The 20,811-nt window shown below is 43.0% G+C and carries 20 protein-coding genes and 1 tRNA gene; 10 read left to right on the top strand and 11 right to left on the bottom strand.

The window, feature by feature from the left end:
- Window positions 1-8: 8 nt before the first annotated feature.
- The 3 genes from NT175_12810 to NT175_12800 all read right to left on the bottom strand — a co-directional run bounded on the left by NT175_12810 (window position 9) and on the right by NT175_12800 (window position 2,422).
- Window positions 9-233, bottom strand: coding sequence for a DUF302 domain-containing protein (locus NT175_12810; GenBank protein ID MCX6235575.1), 225 nt, complete (start codon window positions 231-233; stop codon window positions 9-11).
- 226 nt (window positions 234-459) lie between these two features.
- Window positions 460-1,293, bottom strand: a complete 834-nt coding sequence (locus tag NT175_12805; protein MCX6235574.1) for a CHAD domain-containing protein — start codon at window positions 1,291-1,293, stop codon at window positions 460-462.
- 115 nt (window positions 1,294-1,408) lie between these two features.
- A complete protein-coding gene (locus NT175_12800) occupies window positions 1,409-2,422 on the bottom strand; it encodes an endonuclease (GenBank protein ID MCX6235573.1) in 1,014 nt (337 codons plus the stop codon).
- Window positions 2,423-2,675: 253 nt separating this feature from the next.
- Between NT175_12800 and NT175_12795 the strand changes: the two genes are divergently transcribed.
- On the top strand, window positions 2,676-3,491 hold the full coding sequence (locus NT175_12795; protein ID MCX6235572.1) for a DUF362 domain-containing protein: 816 nt from the start codon (window positions 2,676-2,678) through the stop codon (window positions 3,489-3,491).
- Window position 3,492: 1 nt separating this feature from the next.
- Here NT175_12795 and NT175_12790 read toward each other — a convergent pair whose 3' ends face one another.
- Complete coding sequence (locus NT175_12790) at window positions 3,493-4,275, bottom strand: glycosyltransferase family 2 protein (GenBank protein MCX6235571.1); 783 nt, start codon at window positions 4,273-4,275, stop codon at window positions 3,493-3,495.
- A gap of 573 nt (window positions 4,276-4,848) precedes the next feature.
- Here NT175_12790 and xseA point away from each other — a divergent pair.
- Genes xseA through NT175_12775 form a run of 3 tightly spaced genes read left to right on the top strand, consistent with a single transcriptional unit; the run spans window position 4,849 to window position 7,452 of the window.
- Complete coding sequence (xseA, locus tag NT175_12785) at window positions 4,849-6,210, top strand: exodeoxyribonuclease VII large subunit (GenBank protein MCX6235570.1); 1,362 nt, start codon at window positions 4,849-4,851, stop codon at window positions 6,208-6,210.
- A complete protein-coding gene (xseB, locus tag NT175_12780) occupies window positions 6,173-6,403 on the top strand; it encodes an exodeoxyribonuclease VII small subunit (protein ID MCX6235569.1) in 231 nt (76 codons plus the stop codon). The genes xseA and xseB overlap by 38 nt, the downstream gene beginning before the upstream one ends.
- Before the next feature lie 38 nt (window positions 6,404-6,441).
- Window positions 6,442-7,452, top strand: coding sequence for a hypothetical protein (locus NT175_12775; GenBank protein ID MCX6235568.1), 1,011 nt, complete (start codon window positions 6,442-6,444; stop codon window positions 7,450-7,452).
- Between the two features lie 56 nt (window positions 7,453-7,508).
- On the opposite strand, the gene NT175_12770 is transcribed toward NT175_12775, so the two are convergent.
- Window positions 7,509-8,750, bottom strand: a complete 1,242-nt coding sequence (locus tag NT175_12770) for a penicillin-binding protein activator (protein ID MCX6235567.1) — start codon at window positions 8,748-8,750, stop codon at window positions 7,509-7,511.
- Between the two features lie 43 nt (window positions 8,751-8,793).
- Window positions 8,794-9,327, bottom strand: a complete 534-nt coding sequence (locus tag NT175_12765; protein ID MCX6235566.1) for a hypothetical protein — start codon at window positions 9,325-9,327, stop codon at window positions 8,794-8,796.
- 121 nt (window positions 9,328-9,448) lie between these two features.
- Between NT175_12765 and NT175_12760 the strand changes: the two genes are divergently transcribed.
- On the top strand, window positions 9,449-10,303 hold the full coding sequence (locus tag NT175_12760; protein ID MCX6235565.1) for a metallophosphoesterase: 855 nt from the start codon (window positions 9,449-9,451) through the stop codon (window positions 10,301-10,303).
- Complete coding sequence (locus tag NT175_12755) at window positions 10,275-10,838, top strand: outer membrane beta-barrel protein (GenBank protein ID MCX6235564.1); 564 nt, start codon at window positions 10,275-10,277, stop codon at window positions 10,836-10,838. Before NT175_12760 ends, NT175_12755 begins: the two co-directional genes overlap by 29 nt.
- Before the next feature lie 50 nt (window positions 10,839-10,888).
- On the opposite strand, the gene NT175_12750 is transcribed toward NT175_12755, so the two are convergent.
- Window positions 10,889-10,963: transfer RNA gene (locus NT175_12750), tRNA-Val, on the bottom strand.
- 233 nt (window positions 10,964-11,196) lie between these two features.
- Here NT175_12750 and NT175_12745 point away from each other — a divergent pair.
- Window positions 11,197-11,484, top strand: coding sequence for a hypothetical protein (locus NT175_12745; protein MCX6235563.1), 288 nt, complete (start codon window positions 11,197-11,199; stop codon window positions 11,482-11,484).
- Window positions 11,485-11,701: 217 nt separating this feature from the next.
- Here NT175_12745 and NT175_12740 read toward each other — a convergent pair whose 3' ends face one another.
- Together NT175_12740 and NT175_12735 are read right to left on the bottom strand one after the other, a co-directional pair.
- A complete protein-coding gene (locus NT175_12740; protein MCX6235562.1) occupies window positions 11,702-12,958 on the bottom strand; it encodes an Nramp family divalent metal transporter in 1,257 nt (418 codons plus the stop codon).
- Between the two features lie 16 nt (window positions 12,959-12,974).
- A complete protein-coding gene (locus NT175_12735; protein ID MCX6235561.1) occupies window positions 12,975-14,249 on the bottom strand; it encodes a CBS domain-containing protein in 1,275 nt (424 codons plus the stop codon).
- A gap of 608 nt (window positions 14,250-14,857) precedes the next feature.
- On the opposite strand from NT175_12735, the gene NT175_12730 reads away from it, so the two are divergent.
- A complete protein-coding gene (locus NT175_12730) occupies window positions 14,858-15,217 on the top strand; it encodes a DUF3795 domain-containing protein (protein MCX6235560.1) in 360 nt (119 codons plus the stop codon).
- Window positions 15,218-15,277: 60 nt separating this feature from the next.
- Here NT175_12730 and NT175_12725 read toward each other — a convergent pair whose 3' ends face one another.
- Entirely contained in the window at window positions 15,278-16,600 is a 1,323-nt protein-coding gene (locus NT175_12725; GenBank protein ID MCX6235559.1) for a T9SS type A sorting domain-containing protein, read from the bottom strand.
- A gap of 62 nt (window positions 16,601-16,662) precedes the next feature.
- Window positions 16,663-18,102, bottom strand: a complete 1,440-nt coding sequence (locus NT175_12720; GenBank protein ID MCX6235558.1) for an MBL fold metallo-hydrolase — start codon at window positions 18,100-18,102, stop codon at window positions 16,663-16,665.
- Between the two features lie 571 nt (window positions 18,103-18,673).
- Between NT175_12720 and NT175_12715 the strand changes: the two genes are divergently transcribed.
- Complete coding sequence (locus NT175_12715; GenBank protein MCX6235557.1) at window positions 18,674-20,122, top strand: T9SS type A sorting domain-containing protein; 1,449 nt, start codon at window positions 18,674-18,676, stop codon at window positions 20,120-20,122.
- 261 nt (window positions 20,123-20,383) lie between these two features.
- Window positions 20,384-20,602 carry a hypothetical protein gene (locus NT175_12710; GenBank protein MCX6235556.1) on the top strand — a complete coding sequence of 73 codons (219 nt, stop codon included), beginning with the start codon at window positions 20,384-20,386 and terminating at the stop codon, window positions 20,600-20,602.
- The last annotated feature ends 209 nt before the right edge of the window (window positions 20,603-20,811 follow it).

Genomic DNA, 20,811 nt, shown 5'->3' with positions numbered 1-20,811 from the left:
TTTCAGCACTATAATTGCTTAATGGCGTCAGTCAGTTTACATTCCATATCTTTCGACAAATCCTCGAGCTGCGGATTCGCAACTCCGGGCATATTTGAAATGGGATTAAAGGTGGTGACTTCCACCTTGTCATCGGGGTGTTCCTGCACAATAACATTGCAGGGCATCAGCAGCCCCACCATTGGATCAAGTGACAACGCCTGGAAGGCAAACCGCGGAATGCAGGCACCCAGTATCTTGTATTTCCTGAAATCTTCATTGATCTTCTCTTTCAGGGTTTTCCTGACATCAATTTCAGTGATGACGCCAAAACCTTCTTTTTTTCAGCGCTTCCGTCACCTTCACCAAGGCATCTTCGTATGAGTACTCAACAATTTTGGTAATGTAAATCATAATTGAAATTTTAAGTGAAGAGGGGATTAAACAATAGAATTTGTAACTGAAGTAAAGATACGAAATTTATTTAAAATCTGATATAATGCCGTTGATGGCTGCGATGGAGACTTTTTCAAGCCTCTCCTTTTCTTCAAGATGGTACGACAGAAAGTTGTTGCAATATTCAGGTGGGCTTTGATCCTGTGTACTATGGTCGGCTATGTAATCCCGCATGAAAATGGCTCCGATGGTCATGTCGTGCCACTTACCGAGAATCTCTTCAGCGGCCTTAATGGCCTTATGTAGTTCAGGTACTTGCAGTTTGTCGGTATTTCCGGCACATTTCAGATCAATCATGAACCGGGCTTCCTTTAAAAGTCTTCTAATATCATGAAGGGTTTCATCATCCGGAATACCCGTACTTTTACTCTTTATTATCATCAACTTTTCATTGATGAAGGCAGTCAGCTTTTCGTTAAATAATCCCTCATCCATTTCTTCTGAAAAAGTGTCGACAGCAGCCTGGTATGCGTTCATGTCAGGCAGGACAAAACCCGTGAGCCACTGCTCAAGTTTTTTCCTTTCCCTTGTTTCGAGATCAGCGAGAAAATCGATGAATCCGGCACAATCGCCATCCGATATGTCAGCCATCTCTTTAATGAGATTCTGCTGTACCTGCAGATCCCGTATCACGGACACCTGCCGGAACAATCGGCGCAAACTCCTGAAGTAGATCTTACTATTGAATTTTTCAGGTGCGATGAACTCAAATAACATGAAAAGGGTGCGGATTTTTTTTAGCGATACCCGTATATCATGGATGGCATCCTGGCTATGAATATCGTCGATAAGCGGTAAGTTTTTTTCAAATGCCTGCCGCTGGCTGGTGAAATAATTACTGGTCAGGTGATTAACCATTTTTGCCTGGCTCTTTTTCGTGCCGTGAATTTATAAAAATCCCTCCATCTTCAACACAAAATCCTAAGTTTTTTATCCCGCCCCTCACCATTCGCTATTCGCTCCTCGCCATTCGCTATTCGCCATTCCCTACCTGTCTCATCCTCACATCCAGATACACCGGCAGATGATCACTAAAGCCTCCCCTGTAATTTGGCCCGGTGAAGGTCCTGTATGGCTTAAAGCCAAAATAGGCTTCATCTTCTTCCAGAAGAAATGGAGCAAAAAAAATTCCTGCACAGGCACCAAAGAGGTTTTGATCCTTTTGCTCGCCTAAAAGTGAACCTGATACAATGAACTGGTCGAAAGTAAACCATTGATCTCTGAATTTAATGGTGCCGGGGTGATCAGAACTGATGGCCTCCGGCATCAGGTTGAATAACCTGTCAGGCTGCATTCGCGCAGTGTCCTTATAAACCCCGAGGATACTGGTTATGCTTTCGTCGGTTGGTTCATCATTGAAATCACCCATGATAATGATATACGAGACAGGATTAACAGAAAACAGTGAATCCACCTGTTGCCGCAAGACTTCGGCAGCACGGAAACGTTTCATCATGCTCGCCATATAACCTCCATAGCGTGAAGGCCAGTGATTGACGAAAAGGTGAATGGTATCGGCACCTGCGACAATGCCTTTCACATACAGGATATCCCGTGTTACTGCAAGGCTGTCGCCTGGAAAGCGAACTGCTACAGGTTTGTGGCTGACAGGGGTAAATTCTCCCGGACGATAGAAGAGAGCGACATCCACACCTCGGTCATCCGGCGATTCATAGTGTATCACCTGATATTTGAAACGCCTTAAAGGTGTACCGAGAATGATTTTATCGAGTACATACCTGTTCTCGACCTCGCATAAGCCGATGATATCGGGTGGCTCCCAGCCCCCGGTGGCCAGAAGGGTCTTATAGGTGTTGTTCAGCTTCTTACGGAACCGGAATGCATTCCAGCCTTTAGCACCCCCCGGCGTGAACTCATCGTCCATTTTACGACTGTCATTAATGGTATCATAAAAGTTTTCAAGATTGTAAAATACTATCCGTATAGTCGTATCGCCCCTTTCTTCATCACAGAGGTTTTTTAACATCTCCGTATGTTGTTCTTGGTCAAAGGAAAGGGGTATTTGTGTCAGGCCCAGGTTGCACAAACAACAACATAACAACTGAATAAATAATCTGATGAAGTCTTTTAGTGACATGCCATTCATAAATAATTAAACAACTCTTTTCTGTTAATCCTGAAAAAGTATGAATGTTACCCTATATTTGTATGAAAGAATTTTTCATTCAGGATAAAAATGTCAGTCACCGGCAGTGAGACCAAGCGTATAATCATAGGTGGTGCCGAACGCAGTCTGTGAGGAAAAACTATGCATCATCGATTTCCCGGTGTTGAAAGCCCATGGTACGGCCGGTGCCACCATAGCCGTAAAAAACTGGATCGGCGTCCTCACAACCGCTTATTCCAGCCAGCGCTATGGAGGGTGGAACACCATGCACAGCGATTACTTCTTTGGTACTTATGCCCTTGTTGCACGTGTCATGGAGGTTTGTTATCCCCGCCTGAGCATTATTGATGCCGCCTGGACATCGGGTGTCGGACCGAATAATCTGAATTACCTGCATAATACCAACATGCTGGCTGCTTCAACCGATCCTGTGGTGGCCGACTGGTACACATCGAAGTTTATCCTCACTCCCGTTGCCAATGACCCCGGTGAAACCGACCCCGATCTGCCTGGCAGCAGCTTCGCCGCATGCCTCACCAACTGGTGCAATTACCTCGCCGGTGTCGCAGGATTGCCATGCACAAAAGATTCAGCACAGATGTCGGTGTATAACCGGGATGTACTCCCAGGTACCGGTATAGAGAAGAAAGATTTGGCTAATGACAATAAAAATAGCCTCCAGGTTTATCCTAATCCGGTTAACGGAACAGTGACAATTAGTTTCAAGATTCTTGATCCCGGCCAGATGACATTAAGGCTTGTTGATTTGAATGATAGGATTGTAAAAGTTATAAGCGAAGGAGAATTATCGGAAGGGAAATATAAATTGAAATTTAATAGCGATTTTCTTTTACCGGGAGTATATCAAATTGTCCTACAAAACGATAATCTCTATCTATCGAAGAAAGTCATTAAAGAGGGATTGTAATTTAAGGGATGACATCTCGTTCGAGATGACATCCCTTTTCTGCTTCCATTTCCAGCAGCTTGGCATATTTGATGGTGGATGACACCGCATGCATGAAGGCGAACATAAACCCCTGGTAGCCATCCAGAAAACCACCTTTCCAGAGAAAGACAGTTAAAAATTTAAAAGGGAATTGCATGATGATCATCAGCCTGGAAGATCTTTTATGCAGCTTGAAATAATCCTGCGCCGCCAGCGAAGTGTACCTGTTGGTCTTACTCAGATGCTCGGCAATGTCGCTGTAAGTATAATGGATCACCGGATGCCTGAAGGCGGATAGTTTCCCCGTCACCATTATGGTTTCATGTACTGCTGAGGTGGTGAATTTCCCTTTGGTGCGGTCGAAGGCTCTGATAAGCTTTTCGCGCCGTAATCCGCTGAAGCGCAATATTTTTCCCATGAACCATGTACGGCGGGGAACATAAAATCCGGCTACTTCCAGCGATTCTTTAGCAAAAACCTGTTTCATCTCTTTTACCAGTCCGTCAGATAAAACTTCATCGGCATCTATCGACAGCACCCAGTCGTTGGAAGCCTGATCTACCGCATACTGCTTTTGAGAGGCATACCCGTCAAATGCCCGCTGCAGCACCCTGCAATTATAAGAGAGGCAAATGTCAACGGTGTGGTCGGTGCTCCCCGAATCCACCACCACGATCTCATCGCACCATTGAAGTTTCTCGAGCGTTGGAGGAAGGCTGTGCGCCTCATTGTAAACAATTAAAACTGCAGATATCCGGGGCATAGTTTTTTTGTTTTTATTAATGAGACTCAAATTTTACAAACGAAGTGCAGTAAAATTTGAAAGTCGAATTAATCCCGACAGCGAAGCGAGTCGGGATCGGTCAGATTCCCCGCAGCTCGCTGCGGAATTTGAGTCCAGAGCTTGCTTTGGGATTCATACCAATTGATTGGATAAAAGTATGAAAAAAATTAATATTATTATGCCATTTCTTTTGCTTGTCCAGTAGCACTATTTTAGTTGCCTTGGGGTTTGCAGGCGGGGCACCCACTGGGCGAAGATTCCGTTAAAAGCCAGGCACAAAAGTTCTCCAGACTTTGGTCTGGAGAACGGCTCGACTGGCTTAGGAATCAAGCCCTTAGTGGGTCGCCGAAAACCCAGGCTGTCCTTTTCTTTTCGCCGTTTTCTTTTGGACAAGCAAAAGAAAACGGCATATAAAGAAATGATACTCTTAACAGAATTTATTTTCATAGATAAATCCGCAATTTTAAGATGAATCAATGGATATTTATTATTTTGCAGTTGATTTTAATACAGGATATATTCCTGTCGAAAAACTGATAATAACTCTCACTGATGCCCGACAGCATTAACGACCGGACCATATACACTCTTTCAGAGATCACCGGTGCCATAAAATATGCGTTGGCCGGTGAATTTCCCAGCAGCTTTTGGGTCATCGCCGAAATAGCCAAACTGAATTATTACCCCTATAGCGGCCATTGTTATCCCGATCTTCTTGAAAAGCAGGAAAACACTATCAAAGCCCAGATGAGAGGAACCATCTGGGCTGACAATTATTTTGCCATCTCCCGCAAATTCAAAGATGTCACAAAAGAACCCCTTGACGGCGGCATGAAAGTGCTGTTGCTCGCCACCATCACGTTCCATGAGGTCTATGGCCTGGCGTTGAATATCCTTGATATAGAGCCTGCCTTTACCCTCGGCGAGATGGCCCGCGAAAAAAGAGATACCATCGAAAAGCTGAAAAATGAAGGCCTCTTCGAAAAAAATAAACAGCTTCGCATGCCCCTTCTGCCGAAACATATCGCTATCATATCTGTCGAAACATCAAAGGGATACGGCGACCTGATGATCACACTGGATCATAATCCCTGGGGGTATGCGTTCATTCATGTTTTATTCCCGGCTATTTTACAGGGTGATAAAGCCGTGGACTCCATCATAAAGCAGCTCTCTATCATTAAACGAAAGGCTTCCTTTTTTGATGCGGTGGCCATCATCCGCGGCGGGGGTGACGATATAGGCCTGAGCTGCTATGATCACTATGCCCTGGCCAGGGAGGTAGCCTTTTTCCCCATCCCCGTCATTACCGGCATAGGCCATTCCACAAATGAAACAGTCGTAGAGATGATCGCCCACACCAATAAGATCACACCAACCGATGTCGGCCACTTTCTCGTGCAGCGGTTTCATGATTTTTCGGTTCAGATAAATGACATGCAGAACAGAATCGTCGCTTATGCTCAAAATATGCTTGTCACTGAAAATCATAACCTGCAGGAGAGCATCAGGCTGTTCAGATCATTGACGCTTCATATACTGGATACATACAGGCTCGGGTTCGGCCATGTTCTCCGGGGCCTGCATACAACGATACACGATTTCCTGCTCTCCGCAGGCGAAGAAATTTTGGATGCTAACGGCACCTTAAAATACACTGTATTGACATACATCAGCGGGAAACATTATGCTCTCAACAGTAGTGAAACGAAAATTCAGCTTCTCAATCCCCTGAATGTTCTTAAGAGAGGATACAGTATAACACAATACAAAGGGAAACCTCTAGTTGATGCCGGAGTGCTGAAACAGGGAGAGGCCATCACAACCCACTTGTTCTCCGGCACTATCAACAGTAACGTCACTTCAATACAAACAGATCATGGAAAAGAAGATCACTTACACGGAGGCCTATGAAGAGCTTCAGGCCATCATTGAAGAAATCGAACAGGGTGAGATATCGGTCGATATCCTGTCAGAAAAAGTCAAACGCGCCGCCAGGCTGATAAAGATCTGCAAGGAAAAGTTGGCATCCACCGGGCATGAAGTGGATGAGATATTGAAAGACCTGAAAGTCAAAGATTCAGATATCACTACGTCAGATGATTAGAATTCCTTAAAATGATTCATAAATAATTAATAAATCCCATGAAGAAACCCGTTATTCTTTTAATGGCACTTTGTACTGCAGTTTTAATGCTTCAGGCTCAGACCAATGACTTTTATGATGATGCGCTGACAGGTCTATTATCTGTTCCCCGGATTGAAGTAACCGGCGAGATTGCCAATCCGGGAATAGCCGATTTATCCCTGTTGCCATTACATTCTATCATCTGTAAGGAAACACGACTGCAGGACGACAGCGCAGTTTTCGTTGGCGCATACCGCTATGATGGCTATTCGCTGTATGATATTTTAAATGACAGGATATTGAAAAAGAAGAATGAAATGGAGTTTTCACCCATCATCGACCTGTTTGTCGAGGTAGAAAATAATAAGGGGGAGAAAGTGGTTTTCAGCTGGGGTGAGATATATTATCCTTCACAACGCCATAACATTATCATTGCTATACAGGTGACACGCATTGTACCATCAAAGACGAAAGAGCTGTGGCCACTACCGGAAGAACCTAAGCTGGTGGCAGGTTGTGACCTGGTGTCCGAACGGAACATCTCCAATCCGGTGAAAATAACGGTCAGATCCTATCCGGAATCTTTTCCTGTAAAACGGGATATGGATCCCCTGTATTCCCCTGAAATCCGGATATTCAATAATGCGGAACTTATCACCACTCTTAAGAAGTATCCCGACGGCTATCAAAAGCAGCATTATCCCACTGTCTTTTACGGCCGCGGACGTGGAATACACGGTATATCAACCTTTAATGGTGTGCCGATAGACGACTTGCTGGGAAAAGAATATGCAATAAATGCAGGGAGCCTGCGGCATGGCCTCTTCGCCATCGTCGCTGCCGACGGCTACCGCTGTGTTTTTTCATACAGTGAGATCTTTAACCGCAACGACCAACAGAAATTGTTGCTCATTGACCGCAAGGGTGACATGGATGGCGGTGATTTTTCGGTGTTTCCGGCATTTGATTTTTTCTCCGACCGCTCTGTGAAAGCTATATCGGTAATTTATTATGATGAACACCGCTGATTGCCAACTGACAACTGCCGACTGCTGACTGCTGACTGTTGATTGCCGACTGCCGACTAGTACCTCACCAGCTCACCGGTCATATTATTGTACGTGGCGTCAAGCTGCCATTGAAAATCATTTAAGGACTGTTTTATCCCCCAGAAATCATAGGTGGCATAAGTTCTGTCGCCGGCACTGTTAAGTGTTGTCCTTCCGGTGACGCCGAAAAAATTATTGGCTTGGCACGTGAAGGCATATTTGAGGGTGTTAATATCGGTATAATGGCCTACTGCCAGGTGCGTCAATGCAGCCAGCCACAGCGCATCATAAGCCACCAGGGCATAAATTTCCGGCTTGCGGCCTATGGTCGACTGTATCTGATTCAGCAAGGGTTGCCACTTATCTTTGGCCGACATATCGTATCCAAACACAGGACAGGAAAAGCCATGTGAGCTGGCATACGCTGCTGCCTGCAGATTCAGCGGCAGTGACTTTTCTTCGGCATAAGCCGAACTGCCATACCAATTTATATCCTGTAAAAGGATTTCAGATGATGCCAGGTTGAGGATCGTCGTGCCCTCGCCAAAGGAGATGAGATAAATGCCGACCTTATCAGCCGCATGCCACGACAGCGCTTCAGAGACTTTAGTGATAAGTTGGCTGATGTATGGTGCAAAATCCTGTGCCGATGGATCATATTTTACTGCTTCCATGGTACTTCCACCTCCCTGGCTGAATTTTGCAGATGTAGCTTCCAGAAGTTCATTGCCCCAAATATCATCACGGACAACAGGGATTAAAACTATCATGCTGTCAGCGGCAAGCATGGCTGCCATAGCCTCTCCCTGGTATTGATCGCAGGGCGCCAGCCTGAAAACATTGTCGTCTGCAATGGCAAGGGAAGGAGCTACACTCGAAGGGCTTATCAGCAGAATGCCCATCTGATCGGCATAGTTTTTTATAGCCCTCACTTCAGCACTGCTATATGGCCCGACGACAATCTGAATGCCCTTCTCACTCATGGCCGTCAGCTTTTGCCGCACCACTACCGTGTCAGTCTTGGTGTCTTCAATAGTCAGATTCAGCCGCCACAGGGAACCTATGTTAGTGAGAAAATTATTTATATCCGTATAAGCAATGTTAACTGCTGCCTGCATGCTCTCACCGGCCGATGCTCCGCTCCCCGTCACCGGCAGTAAAAGTCCGATTTTTATTTCTCGTCCCTCGATTTCATCAGTAGTTTTGTCTTTATTACATGAAGTAAAGGATAATAAGCACACGACCAATATCCGTATCAGTGTATTAAACTTATTCATAATAGCTGTTTATCTGGCTCTGTCAATGAATTAAACCTATAACTTACAGAGGATTAGCTGTCATCCGTACATCGAATTTGAGTTTTATCGTAAAATCCAGTGGCCCTTTGTTGGCTGTGCCATATAAATGGAACTGGGTTTTATGTGGCGGACTTTTCAAAAGATCTATGAAACGGCTTACACCTGCCTGATTGACAGGCAATACCTCTTCTTTGCCAACCAATGGCGGCAGCAGTATATTGTTCATTGTGGAGATATTCACTATACCGCCACCTGTTTCATCGGCGACAGTTATGGTCATCGTATCGATCTGCTGGTCATCCGTACCTACAAAATTGGTAATGGTATATTTTGCCTCCAGGATTTCGATGTCTTTGATATGTGTACTGTACTCGTCAATAATGCTGCTTTCAGCAGCAGCATCCAGCATGACTGTCACATCGAAATCGGCTGTGGCAGAAGCGACAATAATCTCCATTTCCAGACCAAAATCCTCCTTTACATCCAGTTTCTCACAGGCGAGAATGAATAAGATAGCAGTCAGAACTGAATAGATAATTGCAATTTTTTTTAGCATTATATTCGTTTTGAGTTAATTAACATAACAGGTATGGTCACTTTAAGTCATTTGTAAAGATATAATGAAATATCAGGTGATTTTTATTATCTTTATAACCTGTACTGTTTGAATGCCTCAAATGCCTCAAAGAAAACAAATCTCCCTGGTAATCTTTTTACTGTTGATAGTGCCGGTTTGTTTCATTCATTGCGCGGATGATGTTCAGGAAATGGGTGATGAGGGCTGGTCATTTATCGTCATGGGCGATGTAAGACAGGGATATGGACTATACGGGCAGCTTGTGGGTAACATCAGCAAGATCGATCCTGTACCCGTTTTGGCTATTTGCTGCGGCGATATCATGCTGCGGCCTGCAAATGAAGTCGAATGGCTCAATTTCTGGCATATTTCAAAGCCCCTCACCGACAGGACTCCCCTCTACTTTGTCAGGGGAAATCATGAAGGCAACGACCCTGCTTCGGAAGAATTTCTTAGGAAACAACTGAACCTGCCAAATGACAACTTTTATTACTCATTCAACAACCATAATACTTTCTTTATCATTCTGGATACTGAACGGAGAGGCGAAGAGCAGAGCATTGGAAATGGTCAGATGGACTGGCTTATACATCAGCTTGATTCAGTTAAAGAGGTGAACACGGTTCAGAATATTTTTATTTTTATGCATCATCCACTGTATCCCCAGGGTGAATTCAAGGGATCGAACCTGAAAAATGCAGATGATCTCCACTCTCTCTTTCTCCAACATCCAAAGATAAGAGCTGTTATTGCCGGGCATGATCATGTCTTCAACAGGTATGAATATGATGGGATGACCTATCTGACCACAGGGGGAGTGGAAGCTTCATTGTATCATGGTTCCGGAGGGGATTATTACCATTTTGTCAAAATCTCCTTTTACAGCAGCGAAAACAGGATAAACGTAAAAACTATCGGTATTTTTAATGAGGTTATTGAAGATTTTAATCTGTGAGGTATTGATTCTTTCGATATCGATCCAGGTTCAGGCACAGAAAGTGACAGCCAGGGCCGGTATCTATGACTTTACAGATGAAGCTGCCCGCGAATTTTACCTCTTGTCGCCGGTGGTTTTTGCCGGCTATGATTTTCCGTTGATATCCCGCCTCACTATCGGTGTGTCGGCCGGATTTGGATATAACTCCTTCAAATATAACTCCGGCCGGCACCATCTGTATCTGGTTCCGGTTTTTATTTCGCTGCTCTATGAATTACCTGTTCCCGACACTAAGGTAGTTCCGTATTTAGGCGGAGGTTTCGGATTATGCGCAAAGAGCGACAAAAACCTCAGCCTTGAACATGCACATCATTCGTTTACTTATGGCTATCATGTGTGTGGAGGGTTGGCAATAAAGCTGAATGATAAAGTATCATTGTCATTTGATATCCGCTATAACCTCCTGGTTCCCCCTGCTATGGAGGAACTCAATATAAGCGGGATGATAACAACAGTGGGATTTGTGATTCCGGTCTGTATAAACAATCAGTAATTATCCAACACTAAGAAATCGATATCGGAATGGACAGAAGATACGTTTTGTGGGGCATACAGGGCTCGAACCTGTGACTTCATGTCTGTGAAACATGCGCTCTGAACCAACTGAGCTAATACCCCAAGATCGAAAAATGAAGCATGAAGAATGAAGGATGTAAAATTAAAAATATTTTTAATCACGGACAAATATCGGATTTTAAAAATTAATCCTTTCCTTACCACCATTTTACCCTTCCAGTTTTTTTCATAATTCCACATACAGGAGATGATTTCCATCAGGATAATTTGAATTGCTTCTGGATTTCTGATCAAAAATTATCAGTTTTATGTATATTTATGAAACGATAATTTTAATGGGAAATCAGTCTTCCTTATCACCGGCACTTATAATAATAGCATATATCTTAATCACTTTGCACACCGGATGCAAGGTGGATGAGAAGACCGCTATCCTGGGTGAATTCTGCCCATCGACACTGCTAATAGTTTATCATGGGCAATCGTACAACACGGTTCAGATCGGCAACCAGTGCTGGCTGAAGGAAAATCTGAATTATGATACAGGACATAGCTGGTGTGACCACATCCTGGTAGTCATCAACACGTATCGGCACAGCATCGGCCTGGATACGCACCATTGAACATGATTCCACCGCCGTCTATCGCAGCCTTATCAACACAAATTATGGATTCTCAGTGCGATGTATGAAAAATTAGAACGCATCAACTAAGGCAGCGGACAAAAAAATCGAAAGCCTTGCTGAAGCTTATGCGGTATGTATGTCTTCTGCTTAATCTGGATATATAAGTACAAATATTGTAAATCGTCATCATTTAGTTTACCGGTTTAAATGGCTTTTATAAATTTTGCAGAAAAGGCATCAGGATCAATGTAACCGAAAGTAAGATCAGTATGGCCACAGCACTCCATCCGATGATGTTGTTAATCGGTCTGTTTACATGTTTACCCATGATCTTCGGATTATTTACCAACAAGATCATACAAATCAGCACAACTGGCAGAAGAATGCCGTTAATCACCTGCGACCACAAAGTGATTTTTATCAGGGGCGCATTTGGTAGCAGGATGATGATCATGCCCAGCACAATTATTGCCGTGTAAAGCGTATAAAACTCGCGTGCTTCCTCCCATTTTTTATTAATCCCTGCTTCAAATCCAAATGCCTCGCATACATAAAATGCTGTCGCCAAAGGCAGGATTGTAGCTGAAAAAATAGAGGCGATAAAAAGCCCAAAAGCAAAAAGGATTGAAGCCAGATTACCTGCCAATGGCTTTAAAGCCATGGCTGCATCTTTTGCTTCCAGAATGGTGATATTGTTTTCATGGAGCGTTGAAGCGCATGCCACAATAATGAAGAATGCAACAACAACAGTGGCCGTGCAACCGACTATCACATCCAGGAGGGTATATTTGTAATGTTTCATTTTCAGGTTCTTCTCAATCACAGCCGATTGCATATAGAACTGCATCCATGGAGCTATGGTAGTCCCTATGATCCCGATGATCAAAGCGATGGATTCGGTACTAAATTCCATTTGTGGTTTAATGATTGACATCCCTATCTCCCCCCAATGGGGTTTTCCCATAATAGCGGAAACAATATACATGAGTAATGCTGCACTTAACACCAGAAATATCCGTTCCGCAATTTTGTACGTTCCTTTGACGACCAGTATCCATACTATAAATCCAACGACAGGTACGGAGATGTATTTACTCACCCCAAAGACATTCATGCTTCCTGCAACACCGGCAAATTCAGTTGTGGTATTGCCGATATCCGCGAGAAGCAGCCCGATAAAGATGAAGAACGTCACTTTCACCCCGGCATTTTCTCTGATTAAATCAGCTAATCCTTTTCCGGTGACAATACCCATACGGGCATTCATCTCCTGTATGACGATGAGCACTATGAATGAAGGGATTAAGGTCCAGATCAGGTTATACCCATAAACAGCTCCTGCAACCGAATAGGTTGTAATACCTCCGGCATCATTGTCGACACTTCCGGTTATAATGCCAGGCCCGAGTATTGTCAGAAATAAAACAATCCTCTTGACAAGAGATCTGTTTCTTCTTGAAAATACCGCCATCATAGTAAAGTGTGTCTTAACGTTTTGTTCTGCCTTTCTTGATCAGATCTTCAACGATATCGTCAACCACCACCATTCCCTGTAATTTCTTTCTATGATCAGTTACAGGAACAGCAAGCATGTTGTATTTGGAAACCACTTCGGCGATTTCATCAATGTCATCCTCATCATTAAGAACTACCGGGTTAAGATGCATGATGGATTCCACCTTTTGATCCGGCTCGGTAATGACCAGGTCACGCAGTGTGAAAGTAGCTATGAGTTCATTATTCAGCCCTGTCACGAATAAAGTGTATAATGTTGCCTCCTCAGGTTTTTGTATACGAAGTTCAGCAAGAACTTCTGAAACTGAGTCGTATTTATGGAAGGCAAGAAATTCGGTTGACATGATACTTCCAACTGACTTATCGTGGTATTTCAACAGTTCCCTGACTTCCTGCGATGCTTCGTGTTCCATTTCGGTCAGAAGGCTTTCGGCTTTGTCAGTCTCAAGGACCTCGATGATATCTGCTGCTTCATCTGCCGGCATTTTCTCAAGAACGTCGGCTGCTTTGTCGACGGGGAGGCTTTCAATCATATCGACCTGGGCATGCGGTTCGAGTTCTTCAAGAACATCGGCGGCTTTTTCCTCATCAAGTGATTCGAATACAATCTTGCTCGATGCCTTGTCAAGCTCTTCTATAATATCTGCCAGATCGGAGGGGTGAAGGGTATTAAGTTTCGATGATGACTTCGACAGCTTGATATTCAGGTTGCGGTAATCGATGGCTTCAACGTCATCCCAGAGAATGAATTTTGAAGGGATGGTCAACCTGAAGAATGAGGTAAAATTCTGCATTAATTTATCAATGCCGATACGCCGCAATAATCCTTCCATTCCAATATCGACAGCTATGGCGTAAATTCCTGTCGCTATTGTGACCAACCGTATGTTGTTGACACGTACAACTTTATGACCGTTTATATCAACAATCTGTTTGTCCAGCACAGAGTCGCAAAGAAAAATTCCTTCATTTTCGATCTCCCTGGGAAGATCAATTAAGGTTAGGCAAGTGACCTCCAGATGCTTTTTTACTTTCTGTATGCTGAAGCCTGATATGGAATAGCTTTTCTTGCCTTCATGTGTTTTAATCCTTATTCCGGTCACTTTGGCTCTTGCCGAGAACGTATCGGAAAGCAAGGGGACCAGGTCAACCAGAAAATCGGTGACTTTACCAATGTAATGGTCACTTGCGTCATTAACTTTCTTACCTATAACCTGACTCAGGTAAAATGTTTTGAGAATAGACATATGTGCCTCCTTTCTGCAATGGTAATATGAAGGAAGCACATCAGCGGGGATGTCATCCTTCTATACCAGGGTAATTAAATGATATCGCGCCGGTCCGTCGTCCATTTAGATGTGAATAATCGTTGAGAACAAATATATATTTTTATCTGATATGGGCATCTCTGAAAACTATTTTTTTTAATGCCATTTTCAACGCAAATGTATTGGATCGTTTTCTGAAAACCTAATTTAATTCCCTGTTTTTTAATAGCGAGAATATCAATACTTTACAAAACTGCGTCTTTCACGTCTGGACAAAACTATCCCATGTTAACAACTATTTTTAACTATGCACAGCGACAGATATTAAGTTGCTCACGGAATAGCCAAAAGGACATTACTTTCACTATATTTGCCATTCGGGGGAATATACGAACGCATAAATGCCAACCCGGATTTATTCTGACTATTAAGCATGAAGTATGAAGTACTAAATATTAAATACTTAGTGCTTCATACTTCATATTTAATAGCAATTTGCCCACCCGCACAGGCAACAATCCGCGATGCATTTGCAGCCGGAACATTGAATACTATTGAAAAGGAATGAAGTCATTAAAAACGGAATTATGGGAAATAAGCAAATCGTAACAGACAAGAACCTGATAGCCTATTGCGGATTATACTGTGGTGCGTGCCGGACATATTTGAAAGGCAAGTGCCCCGGTTGTCTTGAAAATGTCAAAGCGACATGGTGCAAAACCAGACGCTGCGCTATCGAAAATAAGTATTTGAGTTGTGCCGATTGCACAAAAGTCGATTTCATGGCATGCACAAAGTTCAACAACTTCATTTCACGTCTTTTTGGAGTAATTTTTAATTCAGACCGGCCGGCATGTATCAAACGAATTAAGGAAATCGGCTATGATAATTATGCTTCTGAAATGGCGACAAACAAACGGCAGACCATAAAGAGAACAAAGGGATGACATCTCCGAGCCGGAGAAGTCATCCCTTTGTGACATAACCACAGGAAGAGTGGGGTGAGGTCAGTCGTCCTTAACGCAGCGGACCGAAAACCCATGGCTCTTGAAGGTGGTGTGCCGGTACACGCCGTCGTCAATGCCGGCAAAATTCCGGTACCAGGATAAGGTGTCGGTGTTGGAGGCCGACCAGAAGAGGGCATAGTTATCAATGCTGCGAAATACACCATGAGTGTTGCGGTAGCCGCCCGGCAGAGCAGTGAAGCCACTCAGATTGGTGCCATTATCGTCGTCGAGCCATCCTGTTGAGGATTTAAGTTTATTCCCTACCTCCCCTGAATTCCGCCAATTGATGCTATCTGCGTCCAACTGACTCATCCCGAGGTTCTTTTCCAGAATTTTCCATTCCCCATCACTCGGCATATGCCAACCGGTCGGACAAACTCCCTGTATCCCGCTTGGAACAGAGTTACTGCCATCCTCTCCATCCATAGCAGCGGGCCAATTATAAAGAACCCCGAAGGTTGCATAATTGGCCGAGTCTTTGGCTGCATCGACGCTTGTTCCTTCATAACCATACACATAATAGTATTTTGCAGAATCGGAACCGATGTTTGATGGACTGACAGCTGGCAGGTAAGCCAGGTTCTCGGCCATCCAGATCTGGGTGCCGATTTTCACAATTGCATAACCCTTTCCGTCAGGATCAGCGCAGGCGACAAACTCAACTTCGTAATTCTTGGAGGAGGCAGGCATATCGGTTATAATCGTGGTGTAGATACCACTGTTGCATTTATAATGGATTATGTCACCAATCGCATATCCCAGGGAGTAAACGGTCGTATAACTTTTAAACTGGGGTGTTGAAGGTGCCTGGTCAGTACCTTGTTCTATACCGGCGTATTGTATCCCGTTCCCTGTTTCAGTTGCATTTGTGCAGATGACTTTATAACTGGCCGTTCCCTGATCAGTTGTGAGACTGACTAAATAAATCCCAGTCCTGGATACAGAAAATGCAAAATTCTGTAACCCGGATTGAACGTCAATTTGGTCCTGGACTATTGTCTGCCCGGTAAGATTCTGCACTCTTATATAAACCGTTTGCGGCTTCTGAATGTTTGTAACCAAAGTTGTCTTGCCCGAAAACGGATTTGGAAATACGATTCCTTTTTGGTTTAAATCCCAAAAGGAAGGGATTCCTGTATTAACTGCAAGTATTAAAGTATCATCACCGGGCATGGTGACACTTTGGTTGGTTCTGAGGTTTGTGGCTGTCACATTATCGATCTGGGTGGCTGCACCTGTAGCGGTAAAGGTGATGGTGAGGTCTTGTCCGTAAATTACCACGGAAATAAACATCAATACAGTGAGGATGGATGATTTTGACATCTCTATAAATATTAAAAAGTTACATGATAATTCGAATTACTATCCATGGATGAATCAATGAATCAATAGCCGTTTTCATCATAATTGACATCACCTGTATCCGGATCAACAGCCGGAACCGCCTCTGTTATATCAATCTGTGCGAATGGATCTCCGACTTTTTTATTCTGAGCATTATACTTCCAATACTTCGGAGTATTAACTTCATCGAGTGGTGTACTCACCGGATAAAAGGCAAATGCTGAAACAACAGCTCTCCGCTGGCTAATTTGGGTTTTGGAGACGTTTAAGACCATGAGATCCGTGGCAAAAGTGACCTCGCCTGCAGGATAATGGTTACGAACACTTTTCATAGCCGAAGCAATCGTATCGTCAGCAGCCTGGAAATGTGTAGCTACAGTTAGTCGTGGAGGTGGAGTAATCTGGCTCAGAATATAACCAAAAGCACCCTGCGGGGTATGAGAGCTGTTCTGGACCTGTTTGGCGTAACCAAACACTGCAGGCCAGTTAGGATCTCCGGGATGTAATCCCGAATTCTTTGTTGCCCAGACATCTGCAGGCATGACCATCTCATGGATAAACACATCTACTCCACTTGCCTGCCTGATAATATGATAATTAGGCTTTGTGTCACCACTGAATATCATCGATAAGCCATTCCACTCCAGTTTGTAACCAATAGACCCTTGTCTGCAATGTATCACCGGGAAATGTGTTATTTTTACTTTGGTGACCGGATTATCATAAGCGACATTATCACCAGCCACTATGCCTGATGTTGTCCAGTCCAGTTCTATGGGTATAATGGCGAAGCCGTCATCGGGCGTATCGGAGCCCACCGGAACTGGATTAACCGGCAGCCCCCAGCTTTCCTGAGAAGGTATCTCGTAATCAGGATAGCTGGTTGCTCCAAAGCTGAAGCTTTCGGTATGCCAACGCATCACTTCCCTGAATTTCTCACAGAAAGCTTTAGTCCCGTCATCAAAGGGACCACGGACATTTCCATCAGGATCAGTGTACGTAAATCCGGAATTACATGGTCCCCATATGTATAGGGGCGATTTACGGTCCTCTGCAGGTCCGAAACAATAAATGTGGGTCAGATCGCTCATATGGTCTCCATGAAGATGTGTCAGAAATATCTTGTTCATCCTGCTCATCGGAATACCCATGGCATTATATTTAGCTACTACGCCTGTTCCACAGTCAAAAACGAATTGATCCCCGCTGCCTACTTCAACAAAGATGCTGTTGCACTCCTGTGAAAGCCGTGGTATGCAGGATGTCCCCAGGAATGTAATCCTCATCTCGTCTGTTGCCAGTTCTTCCCCAAGCGGAAAAACAGGCAATGCGTCAAATAAGGAATTTTTTTCAGCTGGATCCGTTAATGGCACACCGGACGGTCTGCTACCAAAGCTGCTCAGAGTGCTTCCCAGTGCCAGCCCTCCGACGACACCACCCGAAAGTTTTAACATTTCTCTTCGCGTCAGACCCTTCTTCATAACTGCCTCCTTGTATTTATTAAATATATCAGAAAACTATTTTTTTTGATGCTGTTATCAAAAACAAATATATAAAAAGGGTTCTCTAAAAAACAAACTTTCTGTCCTATTTTTTATTTATGAGACTCGATTTTTGAAAGCCGAAGGTGCATCAAAAATTGTAAGTCGAATAATCCCGACAAAGTCGGAAGGTATAATACCCCGCCCCTTGGGGCGGAAAAAGGGGCCAGGGCGCCGCTGGAGCGGCATTTCGCAAGCTCAACTTGCCCCGGGGTTCATACCTGTGATTAAAGTTGTTAAACGAGAGCAGCCCAGTCATCATTTATTAAAAGTTGATACCAGCTATTACTTTTATGAGAAAATGCATAAAAGGAGCTAATGGGTGGGGTAATATTAGGCATTTATAGGGTACATTACTTAATGATTTGGAAATCTGTTCAGGAATATATACATTTGTTTAATATTTAAAGAAGGGTATCAATAAATCTAAAAAGTGGAGACCAGCGACCACAACAAAAACGGGGCGACACCGAAAAGCCAAATGAGTAGAAATTTTTTAAATTTAAATAAAATGAAAAAATCAATTATCTTAATTAGTTATATTATGGCCAAGACAACTATTGCTACAGCCAAAAGGTTTGATAGTTGCAAGTACCAATTCAGTATTAAACTGCTCATCCTCTTCCTACTATTTAGTGCAGGTGCCAATGCGCAATACGACAAAATGCTTATAGGCGACAATAACAATTCGCAGATTGTAATTGCCAATATAGACGGAAGCAATCTTGATACTATTAATATAGGCGGACTTTTTCAGTCATTTTATGATGCTGATGTTGACCCAGTACATGAGAAGATTTATATGGCGTGGTATTATGGCATTTACTCTATGAATTATGACGGCAGCGGTTTCGATACTTTAGTTTCTTACCCTGCCGGTGGTTACAGTTGTGGCATTGCCGTTGACACTGCAAATGGACATATTTACTGGGGAAGCACACCAGAAAACAAAATTTATCGCGCGGACCTGAATGGAACAAACCAAGTAACCTTCCTCTCAGGTCTGGGTTACGTTGGGGATGTGGATATTGATTTGGTCCACGGATATTTGTTTTACGGACAGTATATTATTGGTGCAACTATGGGCTTATATCGTGTTGATCTGAACGGAACCAATAACGTAACAATAGTTTCCGGCTATGATGTAGAATATCTGGGACTCGATGTAAAGAATGGCGTTATCTATTTTGGAGATGGCGGCACCTGCAGAAAGATAAACTATAACGGCACGAACGACAATCTTCTCTTTAACTTTCAGCCAGGTGGATTTTTTGTTGATACGACCAACTCATTGATTTACTATACAGATATGAGCGCTAACCGTGTATTCCGGAGTGATTTATTTGGAGCAAATGTTCAGAACCTGATTACCACCCAATTGGCATCACCACATGGTCCTGTGTTGTTTCAGGCGTGCTTTTCGATTATTGCTCAGCCGGCAAACCAAAATGTAAACGTTGGCGTTAGCGCGCAATTTGTTCTTCACGTTTCAGGAACTAATATTAGTTACCAATGGCAAACAGATGCAGGCTTGGGTTTTCAGAACATTAGCAATGCTGGTCAATATAGCGGAGCAACAAATGACACATTGACTGTTTCAAACACAACACTTGCAAATAACAATCAACAATTCCGTTGCATTGTAACTTCTATTTCTTGCAGCGATACTTCTACGGTTGCAATATTAACTGTGATTAACAATTTCGGAATCAGCGAAGCCGTTGAACAAAATCTGTTTAAGGTTTATCCAAACCCTACCAACAGCAATATAAATGTTCAGGTGAATGCAAGTCTGATTGGTGCTACTTATACCATTACCGACCAATTGGGCAAAATAGCAATGACAGGAAAACTGAATACTGAAAATTCAACAATTGAACTTAGTAATTTATCGGGAGGTATTTATATGTTCAGTTTTGGAGACGATACTAAGCAGACATTTACATTGATTAAGAATTAAAAACAGCCTATAACAACTAAGCATTCGTTGCGTCCGTAGGACAAACTGTATGTCCTATTCCCTCATTGTATATCCTATAAGCCTTTTGTCAATTAGTAAATGAATATTGCTTTCTCCTAGTTAGTACTTCTGATGTATAGGTGGCTTTGTTCAACCCAGATTTATCTACTATAAATATCCAATTGTCTTTAATATTTATTTTTTTCGTAATTTGCAGATGAAATCCTGAATAGTTAGCAGCAATTTTAAAATAACACAACAATGATTTACAAAGCCTATTCCTCAGACACAGAAAAGTTTCTATCCGTACCTGAAACAGGAATGGGTTATCAAATTTTTGAGGCAAAAAAATTTGATAGTTCTTATAAAGACAAATTTGTTGTTTACAATGCCCAACTAATAATTGAACTTGATGATAAATTCTTAGAGTTTAAACGACAAGCTTTTACAAAAGGATTTTTAAATATTCTTAATGAATAGAAGGGACTACCTGTTGAAACGAATTCAATCTCACTTTTACCAAAGAGTTTAATTTTAGAAATCCGTACTCTAACCTGAATTATTCATAAAAAAATGGAAAAGTTTGTTATCTCATTGATAATCATTATCTTTGAGGTGTATAAACTTTTAAACAAACTTTTCCATGAGTAAAGATACAAAAAGCCCAAATACCCATCTTGTTTCTGATA

Source organism: Bacteroidota bacterium (assembly GCA_026391695.1).
Classification (GTDB): domain Bacteria; phylum Bacteroidota; class Bacteroidia; order Bacteroidales; family JAGONC01; genus JAPLDP01.
The sequence above is the reverse complement of the archived record's forward strand: the minus strand, read 5'-3'. Positions and strand labels throughout refer to the sequence as shown.

Coding starts and splice junctions, on each gene's coding strand:
- xseA (MCX6235570.1), top strand. CDS start 4,849: ATGCCCGACAGCATTAACGACCGGACCATATACACTCTTTCAGAGATC.
- NT175_12770 (MCX6235567.1), bottom strand. CDS start 8,750: ATGAATAAGTTTAATACACTGATACGGATATTGGTCGTGTGCTTATTA.
- NT175_12760 (MCX6235565.1), top strand. CDS start 9,449: ATGCCTCAAAGAAAACAAATCTCCCTGGTAATCTTTTTACTGTTGATA.
- NT175_12765 (MCX6235566.1), bottom strand. CDS start 9,327: ATGCTAAAAAAAATTGCAATTATCTATTCAGTTCTGACTGCTATCTTA.
- NT175_12715 (MCX6235557.1), top strand. CDS start 18,674: ATGAAAAAATCAATTATCTTAATTAGTTATATTATGGCCAAGACAACT.
- NT175_12755 (MCX6235564.1), top strand. CDS start 10,275: ATGAGGTTATTGAAGATTTTAATCTGTGAGGTATTGATTCTTTCGATA.
- NT175_12710 (MCX6235556.1), top strand. CDS start 20,384: ATGATTTACAAAGCCTATTCCTCAGACACAGAAAAGTTTCTATCCGTA.
- NT175_12740 (MCX6235562.1), bottom strand. CDS start 12,958: ATGGCGGTATTTTCAAGAAGAAACAGATCTCTTGTCAAGAGGATTGTT.
- NT175_12805 (MCX6235574.1), bottom strand. CDS start 1,293: ATGGTTAATCACCTGACCAGTAATTATTTCACCAGCCAGCGGCAGGCA.
- NT175_12745 (MCX6235563.1), top strand. CDS start 11,197: ATGGGAAATCAGTCTTCCTTATCACCGGCACTTATAATAATAGCATAT.
- NT175_12720 (MCX6235558.1), bottom strand. CDS start 18,102: ATGAAGAAGGGTCTGACGCGAAGAGAAATGTTAAAACTTTCGGGTGGT.
- NT175_12725 (MCX6235559.1), bottom strand. CDS start 16,600: ATGTCAAAATCATCCATCCTCACTGTATTGATGTTTATTTCCGTGGTA.
- NT175_12800 (MCX6235573.1), bottom strand. CDS start 2,422: ATGTTAAAAAACCTCTGTGATGAAGAAAGGGGCGATACGACTATACGG.
- NT175_12730 (MCX6235560.1), top strand. CDS start 14,858: ATGGGAAATAAGCAAATCGTAACAGACAAGAACCTGATAGCCTATTGC.
- NT175_12790 (MCX6235571.1), bottom strand. CDS start 4,275: ATGCCCCGGATATCTGCAGTTTTAATTGTTTACAATGAGGCGCACAGC.
- NT175_12735 (MCX6235561.1), bottom strand. CDS start 14,249: ATGTCTATTCTCAAAACATTTTACCTGAGTCAGGTTATAGGTAAGAAA.
- NT175_12775 (MCX6235568.1), top strand. CDS start 6,442: ATGAAGAAACCCGTTATTCTTTTAATGGCACTTTGTACTGCAGTTTTA.